Below are 21,266 nucleotides of genomic sequence, written 5' to 3'. Positions count from 1 at the left end.
CCCGTCGTCCTGCCCGGTTCCAGGCGGCCCGTGCGCCCGGCTCAGCCGTCGGTGCGCGGGATGGCGAAGCGGTAACCGCGACCGCGCACGGTCTCGATCGGCTTGAGTTCGCCGTCCGGATCCAGCTTCTTGCGCAGGCGGCCGATGAAGACCTCCAGCACGTTGGAGTCGCGGTCGAAGTCCTGCTGGTAGATGTGCTCGGTGAGGTCGGCCTTCGAGACCAGTTCGCCGGCGTGCATCATCAGGTATTCGAGCACCTTGTACTCGTAGCTGGTCAGGTCGACGTTGCTGCCCGACACGCTGACGGTCTGCGCCGCCAGGTCCAGCGCGACCGGTCCGCACTCGAGCACCGGCTTGCTCCAGCCGGCGGCGCGGCGCACCAGCGCGTTGAGCCGGGCCAGCAGTTCCTCGACGTGGAACGGCTTGACCAGGTAGTCGTCGGCGCCCTGCTTGAGCCCTTCCACCTTGTCCTGCCAGCTCGAGCGCGCGGTCAGGATCAGCACCGGGAAGTTCTTGCCTTCGTCACGCAGGGCCTTGACCAGCTCCATGCCCGACATCTTGGGCAGGCCCAGGTCGATGATCGCCACGTCGAACGGCACCTCGCGGCCCATGTACAGGCCTTCCTCGCCGTCCTGCGCGGCATCGACCGCGAAGCCTTCGCGCTTGAGCCGCGCTGCCAGCGTTTCCCGCAGCGGCGCTTCGTCTTCGACCAGAAGGATACGCATGCACTCTCCCTGAGTTGCAGTGTCTGATGGGGCCGGCCTCCGGGCCGGGTGCCCATTGTCTAGCGTTCGTCGTTATCGGCGCGTCGCGGCTGCCCGCGCTGCGCCGTGCCCGGGTCCCCGGTGTAATCCATGTAGCGGACCCGGCCGCGGTCGTCCATGTACTTGACCCGGGTGATGTTGCGCCCCTCGAAAGGCACCTGCTCGGCGCCCAGGATCTGGCCGCCGGTGGTGCGCTGCACCCGGCGCACGGCATCGGAGATCGAACGGCTGTCCTGGGCCGGCGGGCGCGCCGGCTCCCGCGCGGGCCGGGAGGCCTGCGGCATCTCGCGCTCGCTGCGGCCGCGCTGCATCAGGGACTCGCGGGGACGTACCTCGCGCGGTCCACCCATGCGCGGGCCGGACTCCGGGCCGCGCTGCCGCGGCGCCTCCTGCGCGCCAGCCGCGGCCGTGCCCAGGGCGAGCGGCAGCAGGGCGATGGCAAGGCGGAGCAGGCGGGTCATCACGACTTCCTAACGGACTCGGGCGGGAATGGCAAATCCCGCCGCATACGGGCAGGGGGCCAATGGCGCTGTTGGACGACGATGTTCGTTAGAAAGCGGTGAATCCGGTCTGAACTTATCCACATGCGGCCAGCATCCGGTTCAGCCGGCGACCGGCTCAGAACACTTCCGCCACGCAGCACCGCAGCGAACCGCCGCCGGCCTCGATCGCCGCCAGCGGCACCTGCCCGAGCGCGAAGCCGGCCGTGGCCAGCACCTGCCGCTGCCCGGGATCGAGCGAGTCGGCGGCGGCCTGGCTCATCCATGCGCGCCCGGGCGCCAGGGCGATGGCATTGCCGGCGAACGCCGCCTGCTGCTCGGCCCGCAGCCGCACCACGTGCGGCGCATAGAACCCGGCGATCGCCTCGGCGATGGCCGGGTCGGCGAAACCGGCCGGGCTGACCAGCACCGCGCGCCCGGCCAGCACCGCCAGCACGACGTTGGCGTGGTACTCGCCCGGCGCCAGGTCGAACACCAGCGTCGCGCGCAGGCCGAAGGCCTCGTGCACCAGGCGCGCGCCGGTCTCGTCGCAGCGTTCGGACAGGCCGCAGTAGCCCAGGCCACGGGCGCGGTCGACCACCATCGATCCGGTCAGCTCGCACGGGTGCGGCTGCTGCGACAGGTCGATCTCCTCGGTGCCGGCCAGCGCGCGGAAGAAGCCGCGGATGTCGGCGCGGTCGGCCTCGCCGCGCCGCACCGGGTGGCGCATGCGCCCCACCACCAGCCGCGGTCGGCCATGCGGATCCACCCGCGCATCCGGCCGCGCGGTGGCGAAGACGTTGTTCGGGAACACCGCGTCCGGCGTGGCCGGGTCGCCGGGGAAGGCGAAAACCGGCAGGTCCGCAGCCAGCGCGCGTTGCAGCGCGCGATGCTCGGCCAGCGCCGCTTCGCAGTGGTAGCCCCCGGCCGCGGCCATGTAGCGGTTGTCGAGGGCCGACTGCTCGGCCCGGGCGAAACCTTCGGGCGTGACCAGGAACGCGGCGCGCGCGGTGGCCGGGCCGAAGTCCGGCGCCATGCCCCGCGCCAGCGCCAGGAACGCCTGCGTATCGCGGGTGATCACGCCGCCACGCGCCGCTGCGCGGTCGCGTACAGCGCCTGTTCCACCAGCGTCCAGCCGGCGCCGTCGCGGTGCGCGCCCTCGCTCAGCACCTGGCGGAACGCGCGACCGCCGGGCTGGCCATGGAACAGGCCGAGCACGTGGCGGGTGATGTGCTTGAGCGCCACCCCGGCGGCCAGCTGCGCCTCCACGTACGGGCGCAGCGCGCGCAGCAGTCCGGCGCGGTCGCGCAGCGGGCCGCCGTACAGGGCGACGTCGAGGCGGTGCAGCAGGTAGGGGTCGTGGTAGGCCGCGCGGCCCAGCATCACCCCATCCGCATGCGCCAGTTGCGCCTCGACCGCCTCAGGCGAGGCGATACCGCCGTTCACCAGCACCTGCAGGCCAGGCCGGTCGCGCTTGAGCTGCCAGGCCCATTCGTAGCGCAGCGGCGGCACCTCCCGGTTCTCCTTCGGCGACAGGCCCTGCAGCCAGGCGTTGCGGGCATGGACCACGAAGGTCGCGCAGCCGGCCGCGGCGACCGTATCGATGAAGGCAAGGAAGCGCTCGTAGTCCTGGTCGTCGTCCACGCCCAGCCGACACTTCACCGTGACCGGGACCGGCGTAGCCGCGCGCATCGCCGCCACGGCCTCGGCCACCAGCGCCGGCTCGCGCATCAGGCAGGCGCCGAAGCGCCCGGCCTGGACGCGGTCGGAGGGGCAGCCGCAGTTGAGGTTGATCTCGGCGTAGCCCCATTCGCCGCCGATCCGGGCGGCCTGGGCCAGCAGCGCGGGCTCGCTGCCGCCGAGCTGCAGCGCCACCGGCTGCTCGACCGGATCGAAGCCGAGCAGGCGCTTGCGGTCGCCCAGGACCACCGCATTGGCATGGACCATCTCGGTGTACAGGCGCGCATGCGGGGCCAGCAGCCGGTGGAAAACCCTGCAATGGCGGTCAGTCCAGTCCATCATCGGCGCAACGGACAGGCGCGCGGACGCCGCGTAGCGGGAATCCAGGGACAAGGCGTGGGTGTCGGGCATCGGCTCGGGCTTCCGGAGTCCGGGGTTCCGGGCGTTTCGGTGGGGGCAGGTGGCGAATGCTACAGGCCGCAAGCGCCCGAGGCATGCCTGGCCCGGCCCCCGTTCGGGCGCCGTTGCGATGCATCGCACGTTGTGGTCAGCCGCCCAGCGCGATGGTCAGGGCCACCAGGACAACGCCCAGCGCGGCCATCCCCAGTCCCATCCGCAGCGGCGGGCGGCCGATGCCGCGCGCATGGACCACGCCGGCCAGGAACAGCATGGCCAGCGCCATCGCATTGGACGCGCGCATCGCCGGCCCGACCTGGTCCATCAGCAGGAACGGCAGCGCCAGCGGGAAGGTGGTGGCCACCACCAGCAGGCATACGGCCAGCGCGCCGAGCCAGTCGCGGCGGGCCAGCCGGCCCTGGCCGGCGGGCTCGGGCACCGCCGCCACCCGTTCGCCGAGGCGGTCGAGCTCCTCCGGCGCCATCAGCCCGGCCACCAGCGGCGGCAGGGCGGCGGCCACCGCCTGCCGCCTCGCTTCGCCGCCACCGGCGTCGCGCACCGCGCGGAACAGCCGCAGCGCCCCGGTGCGCTCGGCGCGACAGCCCATCAGGTAGATGACGCCGTCGATCAGCCCCCACGCCAGGTTGCAGCCGAGCGCGCCCACCAGCATCACCCGCACGTCGTCGCGGCCGGCGTCGGCGATGCTCAGGGTGCCGGTGAAGGTCATGGTCATGATCACGCCGAACAGGATCTCGGCGGCACGCTCGCCCGGATCGAGGATCCGCCGCGAACCGGGCAACTCCGTGGACACAGCGGCCGCGCCCCGCCCGCTCAGGCACCCTGCGAGGCGCGCGCCGGCACCCGGGCCGGCGCATCGGCCTCGCCCAGCCGCTCCATGAAGCGGACCAGGTCGACCAGCGAGCGGATGTGCAGCTTGTGCATGATCCGCGAGCGGTGGACCTTGATGGTCTTCTCGGCGATGCCCAGGTCGCCGGCGATCTGCTTGTTGAGCCGGCCGGTCAGCAGGTGCGGGACCAGTTCGCGCTCGCGCGGCGTCAGGGTCGCGAACAGCGCCTGCGCGTCCTCGCGGTCGTGGTCGCGGTGGCGGGCATCGTCGTCCATCACCACGCCGCGCCGCACCGCCTCCAGCAGCGCGTCCACGTCCACCGGCTTGGTCAGGAAGTCGATCGCGCCGGCCTTCATCGCGCGCACGCTGCTGGCGATGTCGCCGCAGCCGGTGAGGAACACGACCGGGTGGCGGGCACCGCGCTCGGCCAGCATCGCCTGCAGCTGCAATCCGTCCATGCCGGGCATGGACAGGTCCAGCACGATGCAGCCGGTACTGGCCGGGTCGTAGCGCTGGAGGAATTCGTCGGTAGAAGCGCTCAGCGCCACCTCCATGCCCTCCCCTGCCAGCAGGCGCGCCAGGGCCTTGAGGACGTCCGGATCGTCATCGACGATATGCACGACAGCGGCCATCGGCTCACCCCTGCACGGGAAGTTCGAAGGAAACGCGCGCACCGCGGGGCTTCGCGTTCTCGGCCCAGATGCGCCCGCCATGGGCACGCACGATCGTGCGGCAGACGGCCAGCCCCATGCCCATGCCGGTGGGCTTGGTCGTCTCGAACGGCGTGAATATACGCTCAAGCATGTCCGCCGGTATCCCGCTGCCGGAATCGACCACCTCGGTGCAGATCCCGGTGTCGGTACGCTGGGTGCGGATCTTGATGATCCGCTCGGCCGGCTCGTCCGGCAGCGCGTCGCTGGCGTTGCGCATCAGGTTCATCAGCACCTGCTGCAGCTGGATCGGATCGCCCATGCAGCCGGGCAGGCCCGGCATCAGGTTCAGCCGGCACGCCACGCGGCGGTTGAGCAGGTCGTTGCGCATCAGCCGCACGCATTCCTGGACCACGTCGTTGATGTCCAGCGGCACGAATTCGCGCGCCTCGCGCCGCAGCAGGCTGCGCAGGCGGCCGATCACCTGGCCGGCGCGGCGGTCGGTGTCGACGATGTCGGCCAGGATCTCCTGCACCTGCTCCAGGTCGGACGGGTCGCGATGGAGGATGCGCTGCGCCGCCTGGGCATTGCTCAGGATCGCCGTCAGCGGCTGGTTGAGTTCGTGCGCCAGCGAACCGGACAGCTCGCCCAGCATGGTCACCCGCGCCAGGTGGGCGATGCTCTCGCGCTCCATGGCCATCTCGTATTCCAGCTTCTGGCGCGCGCTGAGGTCGGTCACCGCGGCCATGACGTGCGCCTCGCCCCCCAGCTCCAGGTGCGACAGCCGCACTTCCATCGGGAACGCCTCGCCGGTGCGGCGCTGGCCGTACATGTCGCTGGCGCCTTCGGCGCCGGACGGCCGCTCGCGGACCATGAACTCGTGCCGACGCTGGGCGTGGTCGGCGGGTACGTCCATCGACATCAGCGCATCCGCGCGCAGGCCGACCATGGCCTCGGCCTCGTGGCCGAAGACCCGCGCGGCCTCGGCGTTGGCGTAACGCACCACGCCACCCTCGTCGACCAGCAGCAGGGCGCTGGGAGCGGCCTCCAGCAGCGTGCGCAGCACCGAGGTCTCCTCGCGTCGACGGGTCACGTCAGCGGTCACGCCCTGCACCACCTTGGGATTGCCGCGTGCGTCATGTTCGACGCTGCCGCGCAGCACGATCCAGCGATGCCCGCCTTCCGGTCGCTCGAGCCGGTATTCCAGCTCGAACGCCGGCTGCCGGATCGCCTGCTCGAATTCGGCGCGCACCCGCGCAGGCGATTCGGCGTGGTCGAACAGGGTCTGCAGCGCGCAACCCCCTCCTTCGCCATGGCCGAGCAGGGCACGATTGGTCGGGTTCTCGGTGAACCCGCCGCCCACGTGCCATTGCCACAGGCCCAGACCCGCGGCCGCGGCCGCCTGCTCCAGTTCCTGCCGGCTGCGCATCTGCCGCGCCTGGCTGTCCTGGAGGGCGGCGGCCGTCCGCCGCGCACGCACGAGTTCATAGGCCTGCAGGCCGCTGAGCAGCACGATCGTGGTCACCGCGCTGAGCGAGGTGCCGGCCGGCCAGCGGCGCAGGCCGAGGATCAGTGGCAGGGTCGCGGTCACCATGGTCAGGTAGAGCAGCAGCCAGCCCAGGCAGACCAAGAAGGTCGGCGAACGCACGCCTTCGCGGCGCGCGGTGCCGTACAGCGCATGCAGCAGGAAGACCAACAGCAGGGCGTTGCTGGCCTGGGCCACGACCATGAAGGGATTGACCCGGCCCATCGGATAGGCGATTTCCGCGCCCAGCCAGACCGTCCGGCCCAGGGCGTCGACCGAGGCGAAATTGAGGTTGTCGCCGGTGGCATAGTTCAGCACCAGGGCCAGCAGGCGCAGGCCGGCCACCGCCCCGCCCAGCAGGCGGGAAGCGTTCGGCGTCATCGAGCAGACCTGGTAGACGATGGCCCAGGTCATCAGCGCGATGGGCACGTGCCACCCGCGGATGATGCCGGCCATGGCCTGCGGCGAGGCGGCGTGGAAGCTGGCCAGCTCGAACAGGGCGATGGCCCCGACCGACAGCGCGGCCACGGCGAAGGCCATCTGCCCACGCTGCCGGGGCGCATCCAGCCAGAGCAGCACGTGGATGAGCCCCAGCAGGAAGCAGGCGGCGGCCAGCATCGGCCATACCAGGTCGATCCAGTCCATGATCCAGTCCCTGACTTGCACGGTGGCGGCGCGGCGGGTCCGGGCCGGCGACCGGGATGCGGCGCAAACGATGCGTCGCGGCAAAGGCGGCCGGCCGGACGGCATCCTTGTTGCCGTCCTGTCACGGTGGGGCTCCCCCGAGGCCAGGCCACCGGAACGGCCCCATCGTCGCACATCCCGCCTCCACCGCGTACACGGGGCGTAGGGCCAACGGCCAATTGCCGCGATCCGCGGTCGCCGGCGATGGTGGACCCATGACGGGCAAGCCTCCCATCGTTGCCGTGGTGGATGACGAGGAAGACGTGCGTCATTCGCTGCAGCGGCTGCTGCGCGCGGCCGGCTTCGAAGTCCTGGCCTATGCGTCGGGCACCGAATTCCTGCGCCACGTCGCCGACAGCTTGCCCGATTGCGTGGTCCTGGACCTGCACATGCCACGCCTGACCGGGCTCGACGTGCAGGCGGCGCTGCGCGAGCGCGACCTGGTGCTGCCGGTGGTCATCCTCACCGGCAACGAGACCGCCGAGACCCGGGCGGCGGCACTGGCCGCCGGCGTGGACGGCTACCTGACCAAACCGGTGGACGACGACATCCTGATCGGCGCGATCGAGGCGGCCATGCACCAGCACGGGCGCCCGCGCGACCGCGGCCCGCCGCTTGCGAAGCATCCGCAGGAGAGCCCATGAGCGCACCCCGTCCCTTTGCCCGTCCCGTCCGCACCGCGACCGCGGCCACCACGGCCCTGGCCGCGGCCGCGCCGGGCCTGTCGCACGCCTCGCTGCTGAGCGGCGAAGCGCTGGACACCATGGCCGACGTGATCGCCTGGATCGCGCTGATCATCGTGCCGGTGGTGCTGATCAGCGTGTTCTGGATCGTGCACATCCTGCCGGAGAAGATCGCCCACCAGCGCCGCCATCCGCAGCTGGCGGCGATCAAGACCCTGTGCCTGCTGTCGCTGTTCTTCGGCGGCCTGCTGTGGCCGCTGGCCTGGTTGTGGGCCTACACCAAGCCGGTCCTGCACAAGCTCGCCTATGGCACCGACCAGGACGACCACGACGACCACGACGCGGCGGTAACCCCGTTCAAGGACGCCGCCGGCCCGGCGCAAGCGCAGGCTGCCGAGGCGCCGGCCTTGGCCGCCGCCCCCGCCGCTGCCGTGGCGCCCGCCGCGGTGGCGGCCGCGCCGCACGCGGAACTGGAGGAGCTGCGCCGCCGCCTGCGCGCCCTGGAGATGGCCGTGGCCATGACTCCGGGACCGGGCCGCGCCCCGGCCCCCCGCGACGGCGACGGCACCTGAGGCGAGGCGACCATGGAAATCATCCTGCTGCTGATCTACTCGTTCTTCGTCTGGCTGATCTTCTTCAAGTTCAAGTGGCTGCCGTGGAACTTCGTCTCGCAGATCATCGTGGTGTCGCTGCCGATCTTCGCGCTGACCGCGCTGATCCTGTTCCTCAACATCGTCGCGCCCTCCTCGGCGGACGTGCGCGTGATCAACTACGTGGTGCAGGTGGTGCCGCGGGTGGCCGGCCGGGTCATCGAGGTGCCGGTGGAGGCCAACCGCCCGGTGAAGAAGGGCGACGTCCTGTTCCGCATCGACCCGGTGCCGTTCCAGCAGGAGCTGCGCGCGCTGGAGGCCAAGCTGCCGGAGCTGGAGGCCAAGCTGGACACCGCCAACGCCTACCAGCGCGAACTTGACGAGCAGCTGCGCTCGGCGCGCGCCACGCGCACGGCGGTCGCGGCCCGGCTGGCGCTGGCCGAGCGCCGCCAGCGGCAGACCGCCGACCTGGCCCAGACCGGCGCCGGTTCGGTGTTCGACCGCGAACAGGCCGAGGCCGAGGCGGCCAGCCTGCGCGCCGAACTGGCCTCGGCCACCGCCACGGTCGCCCAGGTCGAGCAGAAGATGTCCGCGCGCACCAGCGACGACCAGCTCTCCGAAGTGGCGCAGGCCAAGGCGGCGATCGAGCAGCTGCGCGCGCAGATCGTCGAGGCCACCTGGCAGCTGGAGCAGACCACGGTCTACGCGCCGGCCGACGGCAGCGTGATCAACCTGCAGCTGCGCGTGGGCTCCTACGCGGCCAACCTGCCCATGGCACCGGTGATGAGCTTCGTCGAGAAGGAGCAGTGGGTGCTGGCGATGTACGCCCAGAACGAACTGCGCTACGTCGAACCGGGCAACGAGGCGGAGATCGCGCTGAAGGTGATGCCGAACCGGATCATCAAGTGCGAGGTCGATTCGGTAGTGTGGGCCTCCAGCACCGGGCAGCTGCCGATCGGCGGCATGCTTCCGGGGCAGAACGTCACCCAGCCGGTGCCGCCCGGGAAGATCGCGGTGCGCCTGCGGCCCGTAGGCGCGGACGAAACCACCTTCCTGGCGATGGGCGCGCAGGGACAGGGTGCGATCTATACCGAGCGCGGCGCGCTGATCCACATCATCCGCAAGGTGATCATCCGGGTCGGCACCAAGCTCGACTGGCTCGTGCTCAAGCTGCACTGACGCCATGCGACCGATCCCGCCGCCGCCATCACTTCCGCTGCCCGGCACCCTGCGCGCCGCGGCCGCCGCCTTCGTGCTGGGGGTGGCCAGCGGCTGCGCGGTGCTGCCCGAGCCCACCGCCAGCCAGGTGCAGGCGCAGGCGCTGGGCAAGGCGACGATCCCGCCGAACTGGTCGGCGCAGGCCAGCGCGGCACGGGTCGAGGACGGCTGGCTGGCCACGTTCGACGACGCCGAGCTTTCGCGGCTGGTCTACGAGGCGCTGCAGAACAACCCCGACCTGTGGATCGCCTCGGCGCGCCTGGAGCAGGCCAATGCCCAAGTCGACCTGGCCGAGGCCCAGCTCAAGCCGGCGGTGGGCATCCTCGGCCGCGCCGGTTCCAAGCCGGTGGCCGACCTGGTCGCCCTGCTCAGCGGCGTGATGCTGCGCGTGTCCTGGGAAGTGGACCTGTGGGGACGCATGCGCTATGCGCGCAATGCCGCCCGCGCCGGACGCGATGCCACCAGCGCCGATTACCGCTATGCCCAGCAGTCGCTCGCCGCGGCGGTCGCGCGCGCCTGGTTCGTCGCCAGCGAAACCCGGCTGCAACAGCAACTGGCCGTCGACATGGCCGATGCCTCGCGGCAGTTGCTCGACATGAGCCAGCAGCGCAAGCAGGTGGGCATCGGCACCGACGGCGAAGTGCTGACCGCGCGCGCCAACCTGGCCACCTACGAGGACGCCCGCCAGCAGATGGAGCTGGCGCACCGGCAGGCCCTGCGCGCGCTCGAACTGCTGCTCGGCCGCTATCCGGGCGCCACCCTGGCCGCGCGCGACGGCCTGACACCGTTCCCCGGTCCGGTCCCGGCCGGCATCCCGATGGACGTGCTCAACCGCCGCCCGGACATGGTCGCCGCCGAGCGCCGCGTCGCCGCTGCCTTCGACCGGGTCGGCGAGGCCAAGGCCTCGATGCTGCCCACGCTGTCACTGTCGGCCGGCTACGGCCGGATCAGCAACGAGGCCGTGCAGGTGCGCGACGACCTGGAGCAGACCACCGCCAGCACCGCGGCCACCGCGGTGATTCCGCTGTACACCGGCGGCGCGCTGACCGCGCAGGTCGATGTGCGCACCGCCGAGCAGAAGCAGGCGGTGGCCGACTATGCGCGCCGTGCGCTGGTGGCGCTGGGCGAGGTGGAGGACGCGCTCAACGCCGATCGCGTGCTGGCCGAGCGCGAGCGCATCCTCGCCGAGGCCGCCGACGCCAGCCGCGACGTCACTCGCCTGGAGCAGGACGCCTACCGCGTCGGCAAGTCCGACTTGCGCGCGGTGAACCAGCGCCAGCTGGCGCAATGGGCCGCCGAAGTCACGCTGCTGCACGTGCGCCGCGAGCGCCTGGCCCGGCGCGTGGACCTGCACCTGGCCCTGGGCGGCAGCTTCGGCGAGGCGCCGGCCGTGGCCGGCCCGGACCTGTCCGCCGCCTCACCCGATGACATCCCCGCTACGGACCACTGACGGAGCCGCCACCATGAACACCCGCCTCGCCCCCCTGCTCGCCTGCGCCGCGCTCGCCGCCGCGGCCCAGGACTGCCGCGCCGTCGAACCGCTGGACACCTTCAGCGCGCGCCTGGGCGGCTACGTCACCGATTTCGACACCAAGGTGCGCGCCGACGGCCAGACCGACGACGGCACCCGCATCGACCTGGAGCGCGACCTTGGCCTGGACTCGAGCAATACCATCGCCTTCGCCAGCGTGGCGTGGCGGCCGTGGGAAAGGCACGAGTTCGGCCTGGCCTACTACCGCGACAGCGCCGACGCCCGGCGCCAGATCGACCGCGATATAGAGTTCGACGGCGAGATCTACGAGACCTCCAGCACCCTGCGCGCGGAGCTGGACCTGGAGACGTACGACATCTACTACGTCTACTGGGGCCTGGACCGCGACACCTGGGTGATGGGCCCGCGCCTGGGCCTGGTCTGGTACAGCATCGGCCTGGACCTGGAACTGGAAGTGGACGCCAACGGCAACCCGGTCGGAAGCGGCAGCGTCGGCAGCAGCGTCAGCGCCGACCTGCCCGCGCCCTCGATCGGCGGCAGCTGGCGCTGGGTGCCCGGCGGCAGCGACTGGCGCCTGTCGGCGGACGTGGGCTACTTCGCCGCCGACATCGACAACATCGATGCCGACATCACCTTCGGCCGCTTCGGCGTGGAATGGTTCCCGTGGGAGAACTGGGGCGCGTCGCTGGACTACACCCTGCGCCGGATCGACGCCGACGCCGAGCGCAACAGCTTCGACGGCAATTTCCGCTTCATCGACAGCGGCCTGAGGCTGGGCGTGGTCTACCGCTTCTGACCGAGCCCCGCTGGGCGGCACGCATGGCAACCCCTGGCCGGTGACGGCCGGTGTCTTTCCGTGCGCGTGACCAGGCGCTTGCACACCACGGCGCGGCGGTCGCGGACGGCGGGCTGGCCGACGACACGAAATGCTTTCGGCGAGCCACTTCCATGCGCGTTGTGGCGCGGGCGCCGTGCGTAGTTCCAAGGGCCAATTCCACCCGACGCCCGACAGTTCTAGCGTGACCCCGCATCGTGCCGACAGCGGCCCGGTCTTCGCCTGTTCGTTCCGCCACGCGGCGCCTAGCCGCCGTCCAGAGAGCCGACCATGAGCGCCCAGAACCAGTCCCGGGATCCTTCCCTGTCCAACGTGCTGGTCGCCGCATCGCTGCGCAGCGACCAGTGGCGCCAGCTGAACGCCGCCGCCCGGGCCTGGGCCGGCGCGGGCGACGCCACGCGCGGCCGCGACCGAGAGGCCTGCGCGAACCTGTTCGACGCCGTGGTCCGGCTCGAGTACTGCTGGGCCTACCCGGGCGAGCGCCTGCTCGCGGCGCTGCGCGAGGCGCTGGAAGGCGGCGACGCGGCGCTGTTCGCGCGGCTGGTGCAGAAGGTGTCCGGCGCGCTGCTCTCCGGCGACTACCGCCGCGACGAGGCCGCCTGGAACACCGCCGACGCGGCCGATCGCGCGGTGCTCGACGCGTTGCCGCCGGACGTCACCGGCACCGCCGACAAGCCCTACTTCGAAGTGCTGGTCGTGACCCCCAGCGATCCGTCGCAGTGGGCGCGCGCGAAGGAGGAGATGCGCCGCATGCAGCGTGCGGACGATGCCTTCCAGTATTCGGCCGTGCACGTGGGCAGCCTCGAGGACGCGCTGCTGGCGGTGATGGTCAACTTCGACCTGCAGGCGGTGATCCTGGTGGACGGCTTCGGCTACGCCTCGCGCCATGACGTGCCCGACCTCAAGGCCTTCCTCGCCCGCCACTTCGAGGCCCGCCAGGACAGCCTCGACCCGGGCGTGCTGGCCACCGCGCTGGCCGGCAAGATCAAGGAGTTCCGGCCCGAACTCGACCTCTACCTGCTCTCCGACCGCGCCCCCGAGCAGCTGGCCGGCAGCGAGGACGCCGCGCCGATCCGGCGCATGTTCCACCACGTCGAAGAACCGATGGAGATCCACCTGGCGATCCTGGACGGGGTCAAGGACCGCTACGAGACGCCGTACTTCGACAACCTGAAAAAGTACGCGCTGCGCCCCATCGGCACCTTCCACGCGCTGCCGATCGCGCGCGGCAAGTCGATCTTCGGGTCCAACTGGATCCGCGACATGGGCGAGTTCTACGGCACCAACATCCTGTTCGCCGAATCCTCCGCCACCACCGGCGGCCTGGACAGCCTGCTGGAGCCCACCGGCACCATCAAGCGCGCGCAGGAGGCGATCGCGCGCGCGTTCGGCGCCAAGCGCGCCTACCTGGGCACCAACGGCACCTCGACCTCGAACAAGATCATCGTGCAGGCGGTGTGCAAGCCGGGCGACATCGTCATCGTCGACCGCAACTGCCACAAGTCGCACCACTACGGTTTCGTCCTCAGCGGCGCGCAGCCCTACTACGTCGAAGCCTTCCCGCTCACCGAGTACTCGATGTACGGCGCAGTGCCGCTGCGGACCATCAAGCAGGCGCTGCTGGACTGCGCCGCGGCCGGCACCCTGGACCGGGTCAAGGCCATCGACATGACCAACTGCACCTTCGACGGGCACATGTACAACCCGCGCAAGGTCATGGAGGAGTGCCTGGCGATCAAGCCGGACCTGGTGTTCCTGTGGGACGAGGCCTGGTTCGGCTTCGCCCGCTTCAACCCGCTGCACCGCCGGCGCACCGCGATGGGCGCCGCGGCGGCGCTGACGAAGCGCTACCGCAGCGCCGCCTACCGCGCCGAGTACGAGGCCTGGGCCAAGGACGCACCGGCGCTGGACCCGAAGGACCCGGCCGCGCTCGACGCCCGCCGCCTGCCCGATCCGGACAAGGTGCGCATCCGCGTCTACCAGACCAACTCCACCCACAAGTCGATGTCCGCGTTCCGGCAGGGCTCGATGATGCTGATCTGGGACGAGGACTTCCACAAGGTGCAGGGCACCTTCCAGGAAGCCTTCCTCGCCCACACCTCCACTTCGCCGAACCTGCAGCTGATCGCCTCGCTGGACCTGGCGCGCCGGCAGATGGAGCTGGAGGGCTACGCGCTGACCCTGAAGATGACCGACCTGGCGCTGCGCATCCGCCACGCGGTCAATACCCACCCGCTGATCTCGAAGTATTTCCGCGTGGCCACCCCGGAGGAAATGATCCCGGCCGAGTTCCGGCCGTCGGGGCTGAAGGACTACGGTCCGCCGAACGCGAGCTGGGCGCAGACCGCCGAGGCGTGGGACGAGGACGAGTTCGCGCTGGATCCGACCCGGCTGACCGTGGTCTGCGGCGCCGCCGGCTTCGACGGCACCCAGTTCAAGGGCATGCTCGCCGAGCGCTTCGACATCCAGATCAACAAGACCTCGCGCAACAGCATCCTGGTCCAGACCAACATCAACAACACCCACAGCGACGCGGCGCTGCTGATCAAGGCCCTGGCCGACCTGTCGCGCGAGATCGACGCGCGGCTGGCGCAGGCCAGCGCGGTGGACCAGCGGGTGTTCGACGAGCGGGTCGCCTCGCTGATGACCGACGTGCCGGACCTGCCCAACTTCAGCCGCTTCCACGATGCGTTCCGCGACGACCCGGCCGCGCCCAGCAACGAGGGCCACATGCGGCCGGCGTTCTTCATGGCCTACGACGAGGACAACTGCGAGTACATCAGGCTCGCCAGCCCGGACCTCGACGCGCGCCTGCGCGACGGGCCGGAGATGGTCTCGGCCAACTTCGTCATTCCCTACCCGCCCGGCTTCCCGATCATGGTGCCCGGCCAGATCATCACCGCCGACACCATCGCCTTCATGCGCAAGCTCGATGTGAAGGAGATCCATGGCTACAACGCCGCGCAGGGCATCAAGCTGATCAAGCCGTCGGTGCTCGCCGGCCGGCGCGCCCATTCCGACCGTTAACCATCCGCCGAACTCCCGGAGACCGCAGCCATGCAGGCTTTCTTCCAGTTCCTGGCCGACAACCCGTACATCCTGCTGTTCTTCACGGTGGGCATGGCGGTGGTGGTCGGCAAGTTCGCCGTCAAGGGCTACGGCCTGGGCATGGTCGCCGCGGCGATCGTGGTCGGTGCCGGGCTGGCCACCTGGGCGTCGGTGTACGGCGTCAAGATGGAACTCGACAACTTCGCCAAGTCGCTCTTCTATTACCTGTTCATGTACGGCGTCGGCCTGCGCGTGGGTCCGGCATTCTTCAACGCGCTGAAGAAGGACGGCATCACCTTCACCATCCTGGCGGTGATCTGCTCGTTCCTCGGCCTGGGCCTGGTGGTGCTGATGTCGGGCCTGCTCGACCTGCCCGCGGGCGCCGCCGGCGGCGTGCTGGCCGGTTCGCAGACCATGTCCGCGGCGATCGGCACGGCGGAGATGGCGGTCACCCAGGGCGCCTACAAGCTGCCCGAGGGCACCACCGCCGAACAGGTGTCGGGCATGATCGCGCTGGGGTACGGGGTGACCTACATCTGGGGCACGATCGGCATCATCCTCGTATGCAAGTACCTGCCGCGCTGGTGGGGCGTCGATGCGCGCAAGGCCGCGCGCGAGTACGAGCTGGCCCACGGCGTCAAGAACGTCGACGACGCGGCGCTGACCGGCTACCGCGGCGGTGGCCTGCGCGCCTACCGGCTGGAGAACCCGGCCACTGCCGGACAGACCATCGCCCAGTTCCGCAGCAAGTACCCGCAGTACCGGATCGTCAACGTGCGCCGCGGCGAGGAGTCGCTGGGTGCCGACCCGGCCCTGCTGCTGATGCAGGGCGACGTGGTCGCGCTGGGCGGCAAGCTGGGCGACCTGACCGACAACCTGGGCCTGGTCGGCGCCGAGGTCGACGATCCCAAGGCCCTGTCGGTGCCGCTGGACCAGGCCGAGATCGTGGTGACCGAGAAGGGCGTGGTCGGCCAGCCGCTGCGCGCGCTGGCCACCGAGGACTTCGCCGGCCAGCTGCAGGTCACGCGCATGGAGCGCTCCGGCGAGCCGTTCCCGGTGGGCGCGGAAACCGAGATCAAGCGCTTCGACGTGCTCTACGTCACCGGCCTCAAGGGCGCGGTGGACAAGGCCGGCGCACTGTTGGGCAAGATCGCCCGGCCGAGCACCTCCACCGACCTGCTGACCCTGTCCGGCGGCATGGTGCTGGGCCTGCTGATCGGCAAGATCAACGTGCCGGTCGGCGACTTCAGCGTGGGCCTGGGCAATGCCGGCGGCCTGCTGCTGTCGGGCATCTTCGTCTCCTCCCTGGTGTCGCGCCTGCGCTTCTTCGGCAGTACCCCGAACGCGGCGCGCAACATCCTCGAGGACCTGGGCCTGGTGACCTTCATCGCGATCGTCGGCATCAACGCCGGCGCCACCCTGCTCGAGCAGCTCACCGGCTCGATCGCGGTGAAGATCTTCCTCGCCGGTTTCGTCGCCAGCACGGTCCCGCCATTCGTCACCTGGGCCGTCGGCTATCACATCTTCAAGATCAACCCGGCGGTGCTGATGGGCGGCGTGGCGGGCTCGCGCTCGCACTCCGGCCCGGCGCGCGAGGCGGCCAAGGAGATCGACAGCAGCGTGCCGTGGGTCGGCTTCCCGGTCGGCTACGCGATTTCCGGCGTGCTGTACACCGTGTTCGGCTACTTCGCGATGGTCCTGTCGCAGTAAGCGCACGCGAACGAGGAGAACGGCATGGACACCATGCGCAACTGCGACCGTCGCCATCGCGCGACGGCGCTCCTCGCCGCCACGGCCCGCTGCCTGCTCGCGGGCAGCCTGGCCGTTCCGGGTACCGCGCTCGCCCAGGCCGCCGCGCAGGAACCCGTGCGCGAGGACCTGGAAGCGCTGGACGCGATCGACCTGGCGCCGAGCTCGCTGGAGCAGGGCCAGACCCGCCTGCAGGACAGCTTCGGTCCCTCCCGCGAGGCGTGGATCGCCGACACCCGGCGCAAGGCCTTCGAGGACACCAGGTTCGACGTGCAGGCGCGTACCTTCTTCCTGACACGCGACAAGTACGACGGCAGCGAAAGCGAGGCCTGGGCGCTGGGCGGCTCGGCCGGGCTGAAGACCGGCTACTTCCGCGAGTTCTTCGCCTTCGGCGCCACCGGCTACACCTCGCAGAAGCTGCACGGGCCGGAGGACAAGGACGGCACCCTGCTGCTGGCGCCGGGCCAGGAGGGCTACACGGTGCTGGGCGAGGTCTATGGCGAGTTCCTGCTCAACCAGGACACGCGCCTGACCCTCGGCCGGCGCGGTTTCGACACGCCCTACATCAACCGCAACGATGCACGGATGACGCCCAACACCTTCCAGGCCGCCGTGCTGCAGGGCCTGTACGGAGACAGCAAGGAGAACGGCGAATGGCGGTTCGGCGCCGGCTACTTCGACAAGATCAAGGAACGCAACTCGGAGGAGTTCGTGTCGATGGCCCGCGACGCCGGCGCCCCGGCCGGGGTCGAGCGCGGCGTGTATTCGCTGGGCGGCAACTACTCGCTGGGCGACCTGTCGGTCGGCGCGATCGGTTATTACAGCGACGACATCATCGGGATCTTCTACACCGAGGCCAAGTATGCGTTCGCCCTGTCCGGCGACTGGAAGCTGCGCACCGGATTGCAGTACAGCGACCAGTCGAGCAACGGCGACCAGCTGCTCAAGGGCACGCGCTTCGATTCCCACCAGTGGGGCGCCAAGGCCGAGCTGGTCCGGGGCGGCGCGCTGTTCACCGCCGCCTATACCGATGCCGGCGGCAACGCCAACATGCAGAACCCGTGGAGCGGCTACCCGGGCTACACCAGCGTGCAGGTGGAGGACTTCAACCGCGATGGCGAATCGGCCTGGATGCTGCGCGCCGGCTACGACTTCGCCTCGGTCAAGGGGCTGGGCGTGTACGCGCTGTACGTCGACGGCAGCGACCCCAGCGCGCCAACCGAGTTCGCGCGCCAGGAAGCCGATTTCAACGTGCAGTGGAAGGTGCCGGAGGGCATGTTCAAGGGCCTGATGGTCCGCCTGCGCTATGCGCAGGTGTCGCAGGACGACCCGGCCAGCGACGACCTCAAGGACCTGCGGATCATGGTCTTCTACGACCCTCCCTCGCTCTGATCGCGGCGCCGATGCCGCTCCGCTGGAACCGACAAGGGGAGCCGTGCCCATGGAGTGGATGACCGCGCTGCTCTCGCGCCATCCGGAGCTGGGCGTCTACCTGGCGCTGGCGATCGGCTACTGGATCGGCGCGCGCCGGGTCTTCGGCTTCACCCTCGGCGGGGTCACCGGCTCGCTGCTGGCCGGCATGGTCCTGGGCATCATGTTCGAGGTGCCGGTGTCGGCGACCGCCAAGTCGGTGGTGTTCCTGCTGTTCCTGTTCGGCATCGGCTACGAAGTGGGGCCGCGCTTCGTCTCGGCGATGAAGGGCGACGGCTGGCGCTTCGCGGTGCTCGGCGTCTTCGTGCCGCTGGTCGGCCTGCTGGCGGCCTGGATCGTCGCCCGGATGCTCGGCCTCAATCCGGGCCTGGCCGCCGGCATGCTTTCAGGGGCGCTGACCGAATCGCCGGCGATGGGCACCGCGGCCGAGGCGATCCGGGCCCTGCCGGTGGACGAGGCCACCCGGCGGATGTACGAGGCCCACATCGGCGTGGCCGATGCCTTGTGCTACGTGTCGGGCGCGCTCGGCGTGATCCTCACCTGCACCGTGATCGGCCCGGCCCTGCTGCGGGTGGACCTGGTCACGGAAGCGCTCGAGCTCGAGGCACGCTACGGGATCGTGCGCGTGCGCAGCGGCGTCGCCTCGGCCTGGCAGCCGTTCGAGACCCGCGCCTACCGGGTCGCGGCCCGCGCGCCGATCGTCGGCCGCACCCTCGCCGCCGCCGAACACCAGGCCGGGGGAATGCGGCTGTTCATCCACCGGATCCGCCGCGGCGAGGCGCTGATCGAGCCGGAACCGGAACTGCGCATCGAGGCCGGCGACCTGCTGGCGATCAGCGGCCGCCGCGAGGTGCTGGTCGCCTACGTCGGCGAGCGCGCCGACGAGGTCGACGACCGCGCCCTGCTCGACGTGCCCACCGCCGTCCACGACGTGTTCGTCAGCCGCCCGGACTGGGTCGGCCGGCCGCTGGAGGAGATCGCGGCCGACGACGAGGCGCGCGCGGTGTTCCTGCGGCGGATCTTGCGCCGCGGCCAGGACATCCCGATCGGCACCCGTACCACCCTGGAGCGCGGCGACGTGGTCCAGCTCACCGGGCCGGAAGCGGCGGTGCAGCGCGCGGCCACCCACCTGGGCGAGATCGTCCACGCCACCGACACCACCGACTTCGTCACCGTCGGCCTGGCCGTCTTCGCCGGCGCGCTGTTCGGCGTGGTCGCGGCGGTGCCGGTGGGCGACATCAAGGTAACCATCGGCACCAGCGTGGGCACGCTGCTGGCCGGGATCGTCACCGGACACCTGCGCGCCAGCCGCCCGCTGTTCGGACGCGTGCCCGACAGCGCGGTCAAGTTCATGCAGTCGTTCGGCCTGGCCGGCTTCGTGGCGATGGTCGGGCTGGGTGCGGGGCCGCACTTCATCCCAGCGGTGAAGGAGTCGGGGCTGGGCCTGCTGCTGGGCGGAATGGTGGTGACGATGGCGCCGCTGCTGGCGGGCCTTTGGTTCGGCCGCAAGGTGCTGAAGATCCATCCCATCCTGCTGCTCGGCGCGCTGTCCGGCGCGCAGACGTTCACCGCCGCGCTGGCCGCGCTGCAGGAGAAGAGCGGCAGTTCGATCGCGGTGATCGGCTACTCCGGCTCGGTGGCGATCGCGCACGTGTTCCTGACTACGTGGGGCACGGTGATCGTGCTGCTGATGGCCTAGCGCGGTCGATCCGGCCCACGGATGATTCGCGAAGCCGGTCTCGCCGCGGCGCGTTGACGCCACCCCCACGACCCGGCGTGGCAGGCTTTCCCTGCATGCCAGCCACGCGGGAAAACCCGATTGAAGATGCCGTCGCGCACAGGCGCGAAGGCGCCCGGATGCGCAAGGTCGTGGTCGGCTGTGCGGGCTGGTCGACACCGGCACGGTATCGCGAGCTGTTCGCGGACGGCGACAGCGTGCTCGCGCGGTATGCGTCGCGATTCCCGATCGTCGAAATCAACTCCTCGTTCTACCGCCCGCACCAGCACGCGACCTATGCGCGCTGGGCCGGCAGCGTGCCGCGCGGCTTCCGCTTCTCGGTGAAGGTGCCCCGGCTGATCTCGCACGAACTGGCGCTTCGCGGCTGCGGCCCGGCACTGGATGCGTTCCTCGCGCAGGCGTCGGGACTGGGTGCCCGGCTGGGCGGCTACCTGCTGCAGCTTCCCCCCAGCCACGTCCTGGACCTGCGTACCGCCTCGGGCTTCTTGCGCATGTTCCGCCATCGCACCGACGCACGGCTGGCATGCGAGCCCAGGCACGCCAGCTGGTTCTCGCCGCGGGCCAGTGCGCTGCTGGCGCGGTACGGCGTGGGCCGGGTCAACGCCGATCCGGCGGTGGGCCCGTCCAGCGACCAGGCCGACGAGGCGGGCGCCCATGTCGAGTCGATCTGGCCGTACTGGCGGCTACACGGCTCGCCGCGGATGTACTACAGCGACTACCCCGACACGCGGCTGCGGCAACTGGCCACGCGCCTCGCCGCCCTTCGCGGCGCGGGCATGCCCGCCTGGGTGGTCTTCGACAACACCGCGCATGGTTTTGCCACCGCCAACGCGGCGCGGCTGCAGGAGCTGCTGTCACGCTAGCGGCGGTCGCGGTCCGCGGCCGCGGATTCGTCCTGCGCGCGTGCGCGCAGGGCCCGCGACAGGGCGGCATCCGGTTCCAGCGGGCGCGCCCAGCGCCGGTAGCTGTCGGCCAGGGCCAGTCGCATGGCCAGCCAGGGCGGCGAGCCCGGGCGTGCGCCGAACCCGTCGGCCACCTGCTCCCAGTCCGCGTCGGCACCGGCCAGGGTGCGGGCGCGGACCACGCTGCGGCAGGTGGCCTCGGTGGCGCGGGCGAGGAAACAGGCGAACCAGGCATCGCCGCCGCCCCAGCCGGGCTGGGCGAGCAGGCCATGCACGTACGCGCGCGGTACGCCGGCATAGCGCTCCAGCTCGGCGGCGAAGGCCTCCGGATAGCGCGCGGCGTACTGGTCGATGTCGGCCAGCCGGCCGTCCAGCCAGGCATCGCCGGTGGCGCGCGCCCGCGACGTCTGTTCGGCGGGCGGCGACGCCGCACCTGCCGGCTGGCCGGATGCGGCCGGTGCGCAGGCAGCGAAGGCCGCCGCCAGGGCCAGGCCCATGACCAGTCGGGTCGGACGCGTTGCGGGTGTCATCGCCGGATGATGCCCCAGCCCCGCG

The 21,266-nt window shown here is 71.0% G+C and carries 18 protein-coding genes; 10 read left to right on the top strand and 8 right to left on the bottom strand.

Going from position 1 to position 21,266, the window contains the following annotated elements; translation table 11 throughout:
- Positions 1-41: 41 nt before the first annotated feature.
- From ABKA19_RS04540 to ABKA19_RS04510, 7 genes are all read right to left on the bottom strand, one after another.
- Entirely contained in the window at positions 42-725 is a 684-nt protein-coding gene (locus ABKA19_RS04540; protein WP_162376362.1) for a response regulator transcription factor, read from the bottom strand.
- Between the two features lie 59 nt (positions 726-784).
- Positions 785-1,114: a hypothetical protein gene (locus ABKA19_RS04535; RefSeq protein ID WP_502945715.1), complete on the bottom strand. Its 330-nt coding sequence runs from the start codon at positions 1,112-1,114 to the stop codon at positions 785-787.
- A 268-nt stretch (positions 1,115-1,382) separates the two neighbouring features.
- Entirely contained in the window at positions 1,383-2,324 is a 942-nt protein-coding gene (locus ABKA19_RS04530) for an arginine deiminase-related protein (protein ID WP_353687854.1), read from the bottom strand.
- Entirely contained in the window at positions 2,321-3,334 is a 1,014-nt protein-coding gene (gene dusA, locus ABKA19_RS04525; RefSeq protein WP_353687853.1) for a tRNA dihydrouridine(20/20a) synthase DusA, read from the bottom strand. The genes ABKA19_RS04530 and dusA overlap by 4 nt, the downstream gene beginning before the upstream one ends.
- A 136-nt stretch (positions 3,335-3,470) precedes the next feature.
- Positions 3,471-4,130, bottom strand: coding sequence for a hypothetical protein (locus ABKA19_RS04520; RefSeq protein ID WP_353687852.1), 660 nt, complete (start codon positions 4,128-4,130; stop codon positions 3,471-3,473).
- 20 nt (positions 4,131-4,150) lie between these two features.
- The gene (locus ABKA19_RS04515) at positions 4,151-4,798 is read right to left on the bottom strand and encodes a response regulator transcription factor (RefSeq protein ID WP_353687851.1); all 648 of its coding nucleotides are present in this window, start codon (positions 4,796-4,798) and stop codon (positions 4,151-4,153) included.
- Positions 4,799-4,802: 4 nt separating this feature from the next.
- Positions 4,803-6,986 (bottom strand): PAS domain-containing sensor histidine kinase, encoded by a 2,184-nt coding sequence (locus tag ABKA19_RS04510; protein WP_353687850.1) that lies wholly within the window; start codon positions 6,984-6,986, stop codon positions 4,803-4,805.
- Between the two features lie 254 nt (positions 6,987-7,240).
- Between ABKA19_RS04510 and ABKA19_RS04505 the strand changes: the two genes are divergently transcribed.
- From ABKA19_RS04505 to ABKA19_RS04460, 10 genes are all read left to right on the top strand, one after another.
- Positions 7,241-7,669, top strand: a complete 429-nt coding sequence (locus tag ABKA19_RS04505) for a response regulator transcription factor (protein WP_353687849.1) — start codon at positions 7,241-7,243, stop codon at positions 7,667-7,669.
- Positions 7,666-8,280, top strand: coding sequence for a DUF3302 domain-containing protein (locus ABKA19_RS04500; protein WP_353687848.1), 615 nt, complete (start codon positions 7,666-7,668; stop codon positions 8,278-8,280). Before ABKA19_RS04505 ends, ABKA19_RS04500 begins: the two co-directional genes overlap by 4 nt.
- 12 nt (positions 8,281-8,292) lie before the next feature.
- A complete protein-coding gene (locus ABKA19_RS04495; protein ID WP_353687847.1) occupies positions 8,293-9,477 on the top strand; it encodes an HlyD family secretion protein in 1,185 nt (394 codons plus the stop codon).
- A gap of 4 nt (positions 9,478-9,481) precedes the next feature.
- Entirely contained in the window at positions 9,482-10,966 is a 1,485-nt protein-coding gene (locus ABKA19_RS04490) for an efflux transporter outer membrane subunit (RefSeq protein ID WP_353687846.1), read from the top strand.
- 13 nt (positions 10,967-10,979) lie between these two features.
- On the top strand, positions 10,980-11,804 hold the full coding sequence (locus tag ABKA19_RS04485) for a hypothetical protein (protein ID WP_353687845.1): 825 nt from the start codon (positions 10,980-10,982) through the stop codon (positions 11,802-11,804).
- Positions 11,805-12,113: 309 nt separating this feature from the next.
- A complete protein-coding gene (locus ABKA19_RS04480) occupies positions 12,114-14,870 on the top strand; it encodes an aminotransferase class I/II-fold pyridoxal phosphate-dependent enzyme (RefSeq protein ID WP_353687844.1) in 2,757 nt (918 codons plus the stop codon).
- 30 nt (positions 14,871-14,900) lie between these two features.
- Positions 14,901-16,601 carry an aspartate:alanine exchanger family transporter gene (locus tag ABKA19_RS04475; RefSeq protein ID WP_353687843.1) on the top strand — a complete coding sequence of 567 codons (1,701 nt, stop codon included), beginning with the start codon at positions 14,901-14,903 and terminating at the stop codon, positions 16,599-16,601.
- A 24-nt stretch (positions 16,602-16,625) separates the two neighbouring features.
- Positions 16,626-18,032: an OprD family outer membrane porin gene (locus tag ABKA19_RS04470; RefSeq protein ID WP_353687842.1), complete on the top strand. Its 1,407-nt coding sequence runs from the start codon at positions 16,626-16,628 to the stop codon at positions 18,030-18,032.
- 49 nt (positions 18,033-18,081) lie between these two features.
- Positions 18,082-19,770, top strand: a complete 1,689-nt coding sequence (locus ABKA19_RS04465; protein WP_353687841.1) for an aspartate-alanine antiporter-like transporter — start codon at positions 18,082-18,084, stop codon at positions 19,768-19,770.
- Between the two features lie 158 nt (positions 19,771-19,928).
- Positions 19,929-20,672, top strand: a complete 744-nt coding sequence (locus tag ABKA19_RS04460; RefSeq protein ID WP_353687840.1) for a DUF72 domain-containing protein — start codon at positions 19,929-19,931, stop codon at positions 20,670-20,672.
- On the opposite strand, the gene ABKA19_RS04455 is transcribed toward ABKA19_RS04460, so the two are convergent.
- Positions 20,669-21,241 (bottom strand): hypothetical protein, encoded by a 573-nt coding sequence (locus tag ABKA19_RS04455; protein WP_353687839.1) that lies wholly within the window; start codon positions 21,239-21,241, stop codon positions 20,669-20,671. The genes ABKA19_RS04460 and ABKA19_RS04455 overlap by 4 nt on opposite strands.
- Between the last annotated feature and the right edge of the window lie 25 nt (positions 21,242-21,266).

The sequence above is a fragment of the Pseudoxanthomonas sp. Soil82 genome (assembly GCF_040446535.1).
Taxonomy (GTDB): Bacteria; Pseudomonadota; Gammaproteobacteria; order Xanthomonadales; family Xanthomonadaceae; genus Pseudoxanthomonas; species Pseudoxanthomonas kaohsiungensis.
The sequence above is the reverse complement of the archived record's forward strand: the minus strand, read 5'-3'. Positions and strand labels throughout refer to the sequence as shown.

Excerpts from the sequence above, each read along its gene's own strand:
- ABKA19_RS04485 (WP_353687845.1), top strand. The coding sequence starts at position 10,980 with ATGAACACCCGCCTCGCCCCCCTGCTCGCCTGCGCCGCGCTCGCCGCC.
- ABKA19_RS04465 (WP_353687841.1), top strand. The coding sequence starts at position 18,082 with ATGGAGTGGATGACCGCGCTGCTCTCGCGCCATCCGGAGCTGGGCGTC.
- ABKA19_RS04495 (WP_353687847.1), top strand. The coding sequence starts at position 8,293 with ATGGAAATCATCCTGCTGCTGATCTACTCGTTCTTCGTCTGGCTGATC.
- ABKA19_RS04500 (WP_353687848.1), top strand. The coding sequence starts at position 7,666 with ATGAGCGCACCCCGTCCCTTTGCCCGTCCCGTCCGCACCGCGACCGCG.
- ABKA19_RS04490 (WP_353687846.1), top strand. The coding sequence starts at position 9,482 with ATGCGACCGATCCCGCCGCCGCCATCACTTCCGCTGCCCGGCACCCTG.
- ABKA19_RS04460 (WP_353687840.1), top strand. The coding sequence starts at position 19,929 with ATGCGCAAGGTCGTGGTCGGCTGTGCGGGCTGGTCGACACCGGCACGG.
- ABKA19_RS04475 (WP_353687843.1), top strand. The coding sequence starts at position 14,901 with ATGCAGGCTTTCTTCCAGTTCCTGGCCGACAACCCGTACATCCTGCTG.
- ABKA19_RS04515 (WP_353687851.1), bottom strand. The coding sequence starts at position 4,798 with ATGGCCGCTGTCGTGCATATCGTCGATGACGATCCGGACGTCCTCAAG.
- ABKA19_RS04540 (WP_162376362.1), bottom strand. The coding sequence starts at position 725 with ATGCGTATCCTTCTGGTCGAAGACGAAGCGCCGCTGCGGGAAACGCTG.
- ABKA19_RS04510 (WP_353687850.1), bottom strand. The coding sequence starts at position 6,986 with ATGGACTGGATCGACCTGGTATGGCCGATGCTGGCCGCCGCCTGCTTC.
- ABKA19_RS04480 (WP_353687844.1), top strand. The coding sequence starts at position 12,114 with ATGAGCGCCCAGAACCAGTCCCGGGATCCTTCCCTGTCCAACGTGCTG.
- ABKA19_RS04505 (WP_353687849.1), top strand. The coding sequence starts at position 7,241 with ATGACGGGCAAGCCTCCCATCGTTGCCGTGGTGGATGACGAGGAAGAC.
- dusA (WP_353687853.1), bottom strand. The coding sequence starts at position 3,334 with ATGCCCGACACCCACGCCTTGTCCCTGGATTCCCGCTACGCGGCGTCC.
- ABKA19_RS04455 (WP_353687839.1), bottom strand. The coding sequence starts at position 21,241 with ATGACACCCGCAACGCGTCCGACCCGACTGGTCATGGGCCTGGCCCTG.
- ABKA19_RS04470 (WP_353687842.1), top strand. The coding sequence starts at position 16,626 with ATGGACACCATGCGCAACTGCGACCGTCGCCATCGCGCGACGGCGCTC.
- ABKA19_RS04535 (WP_502945715.1), bottom strand. The coding sequence starts at position 1,114 with ATGGGTGGACCGCGCGAGGTACGTCCCCGCGAGTCCCTGATGCAGCGC.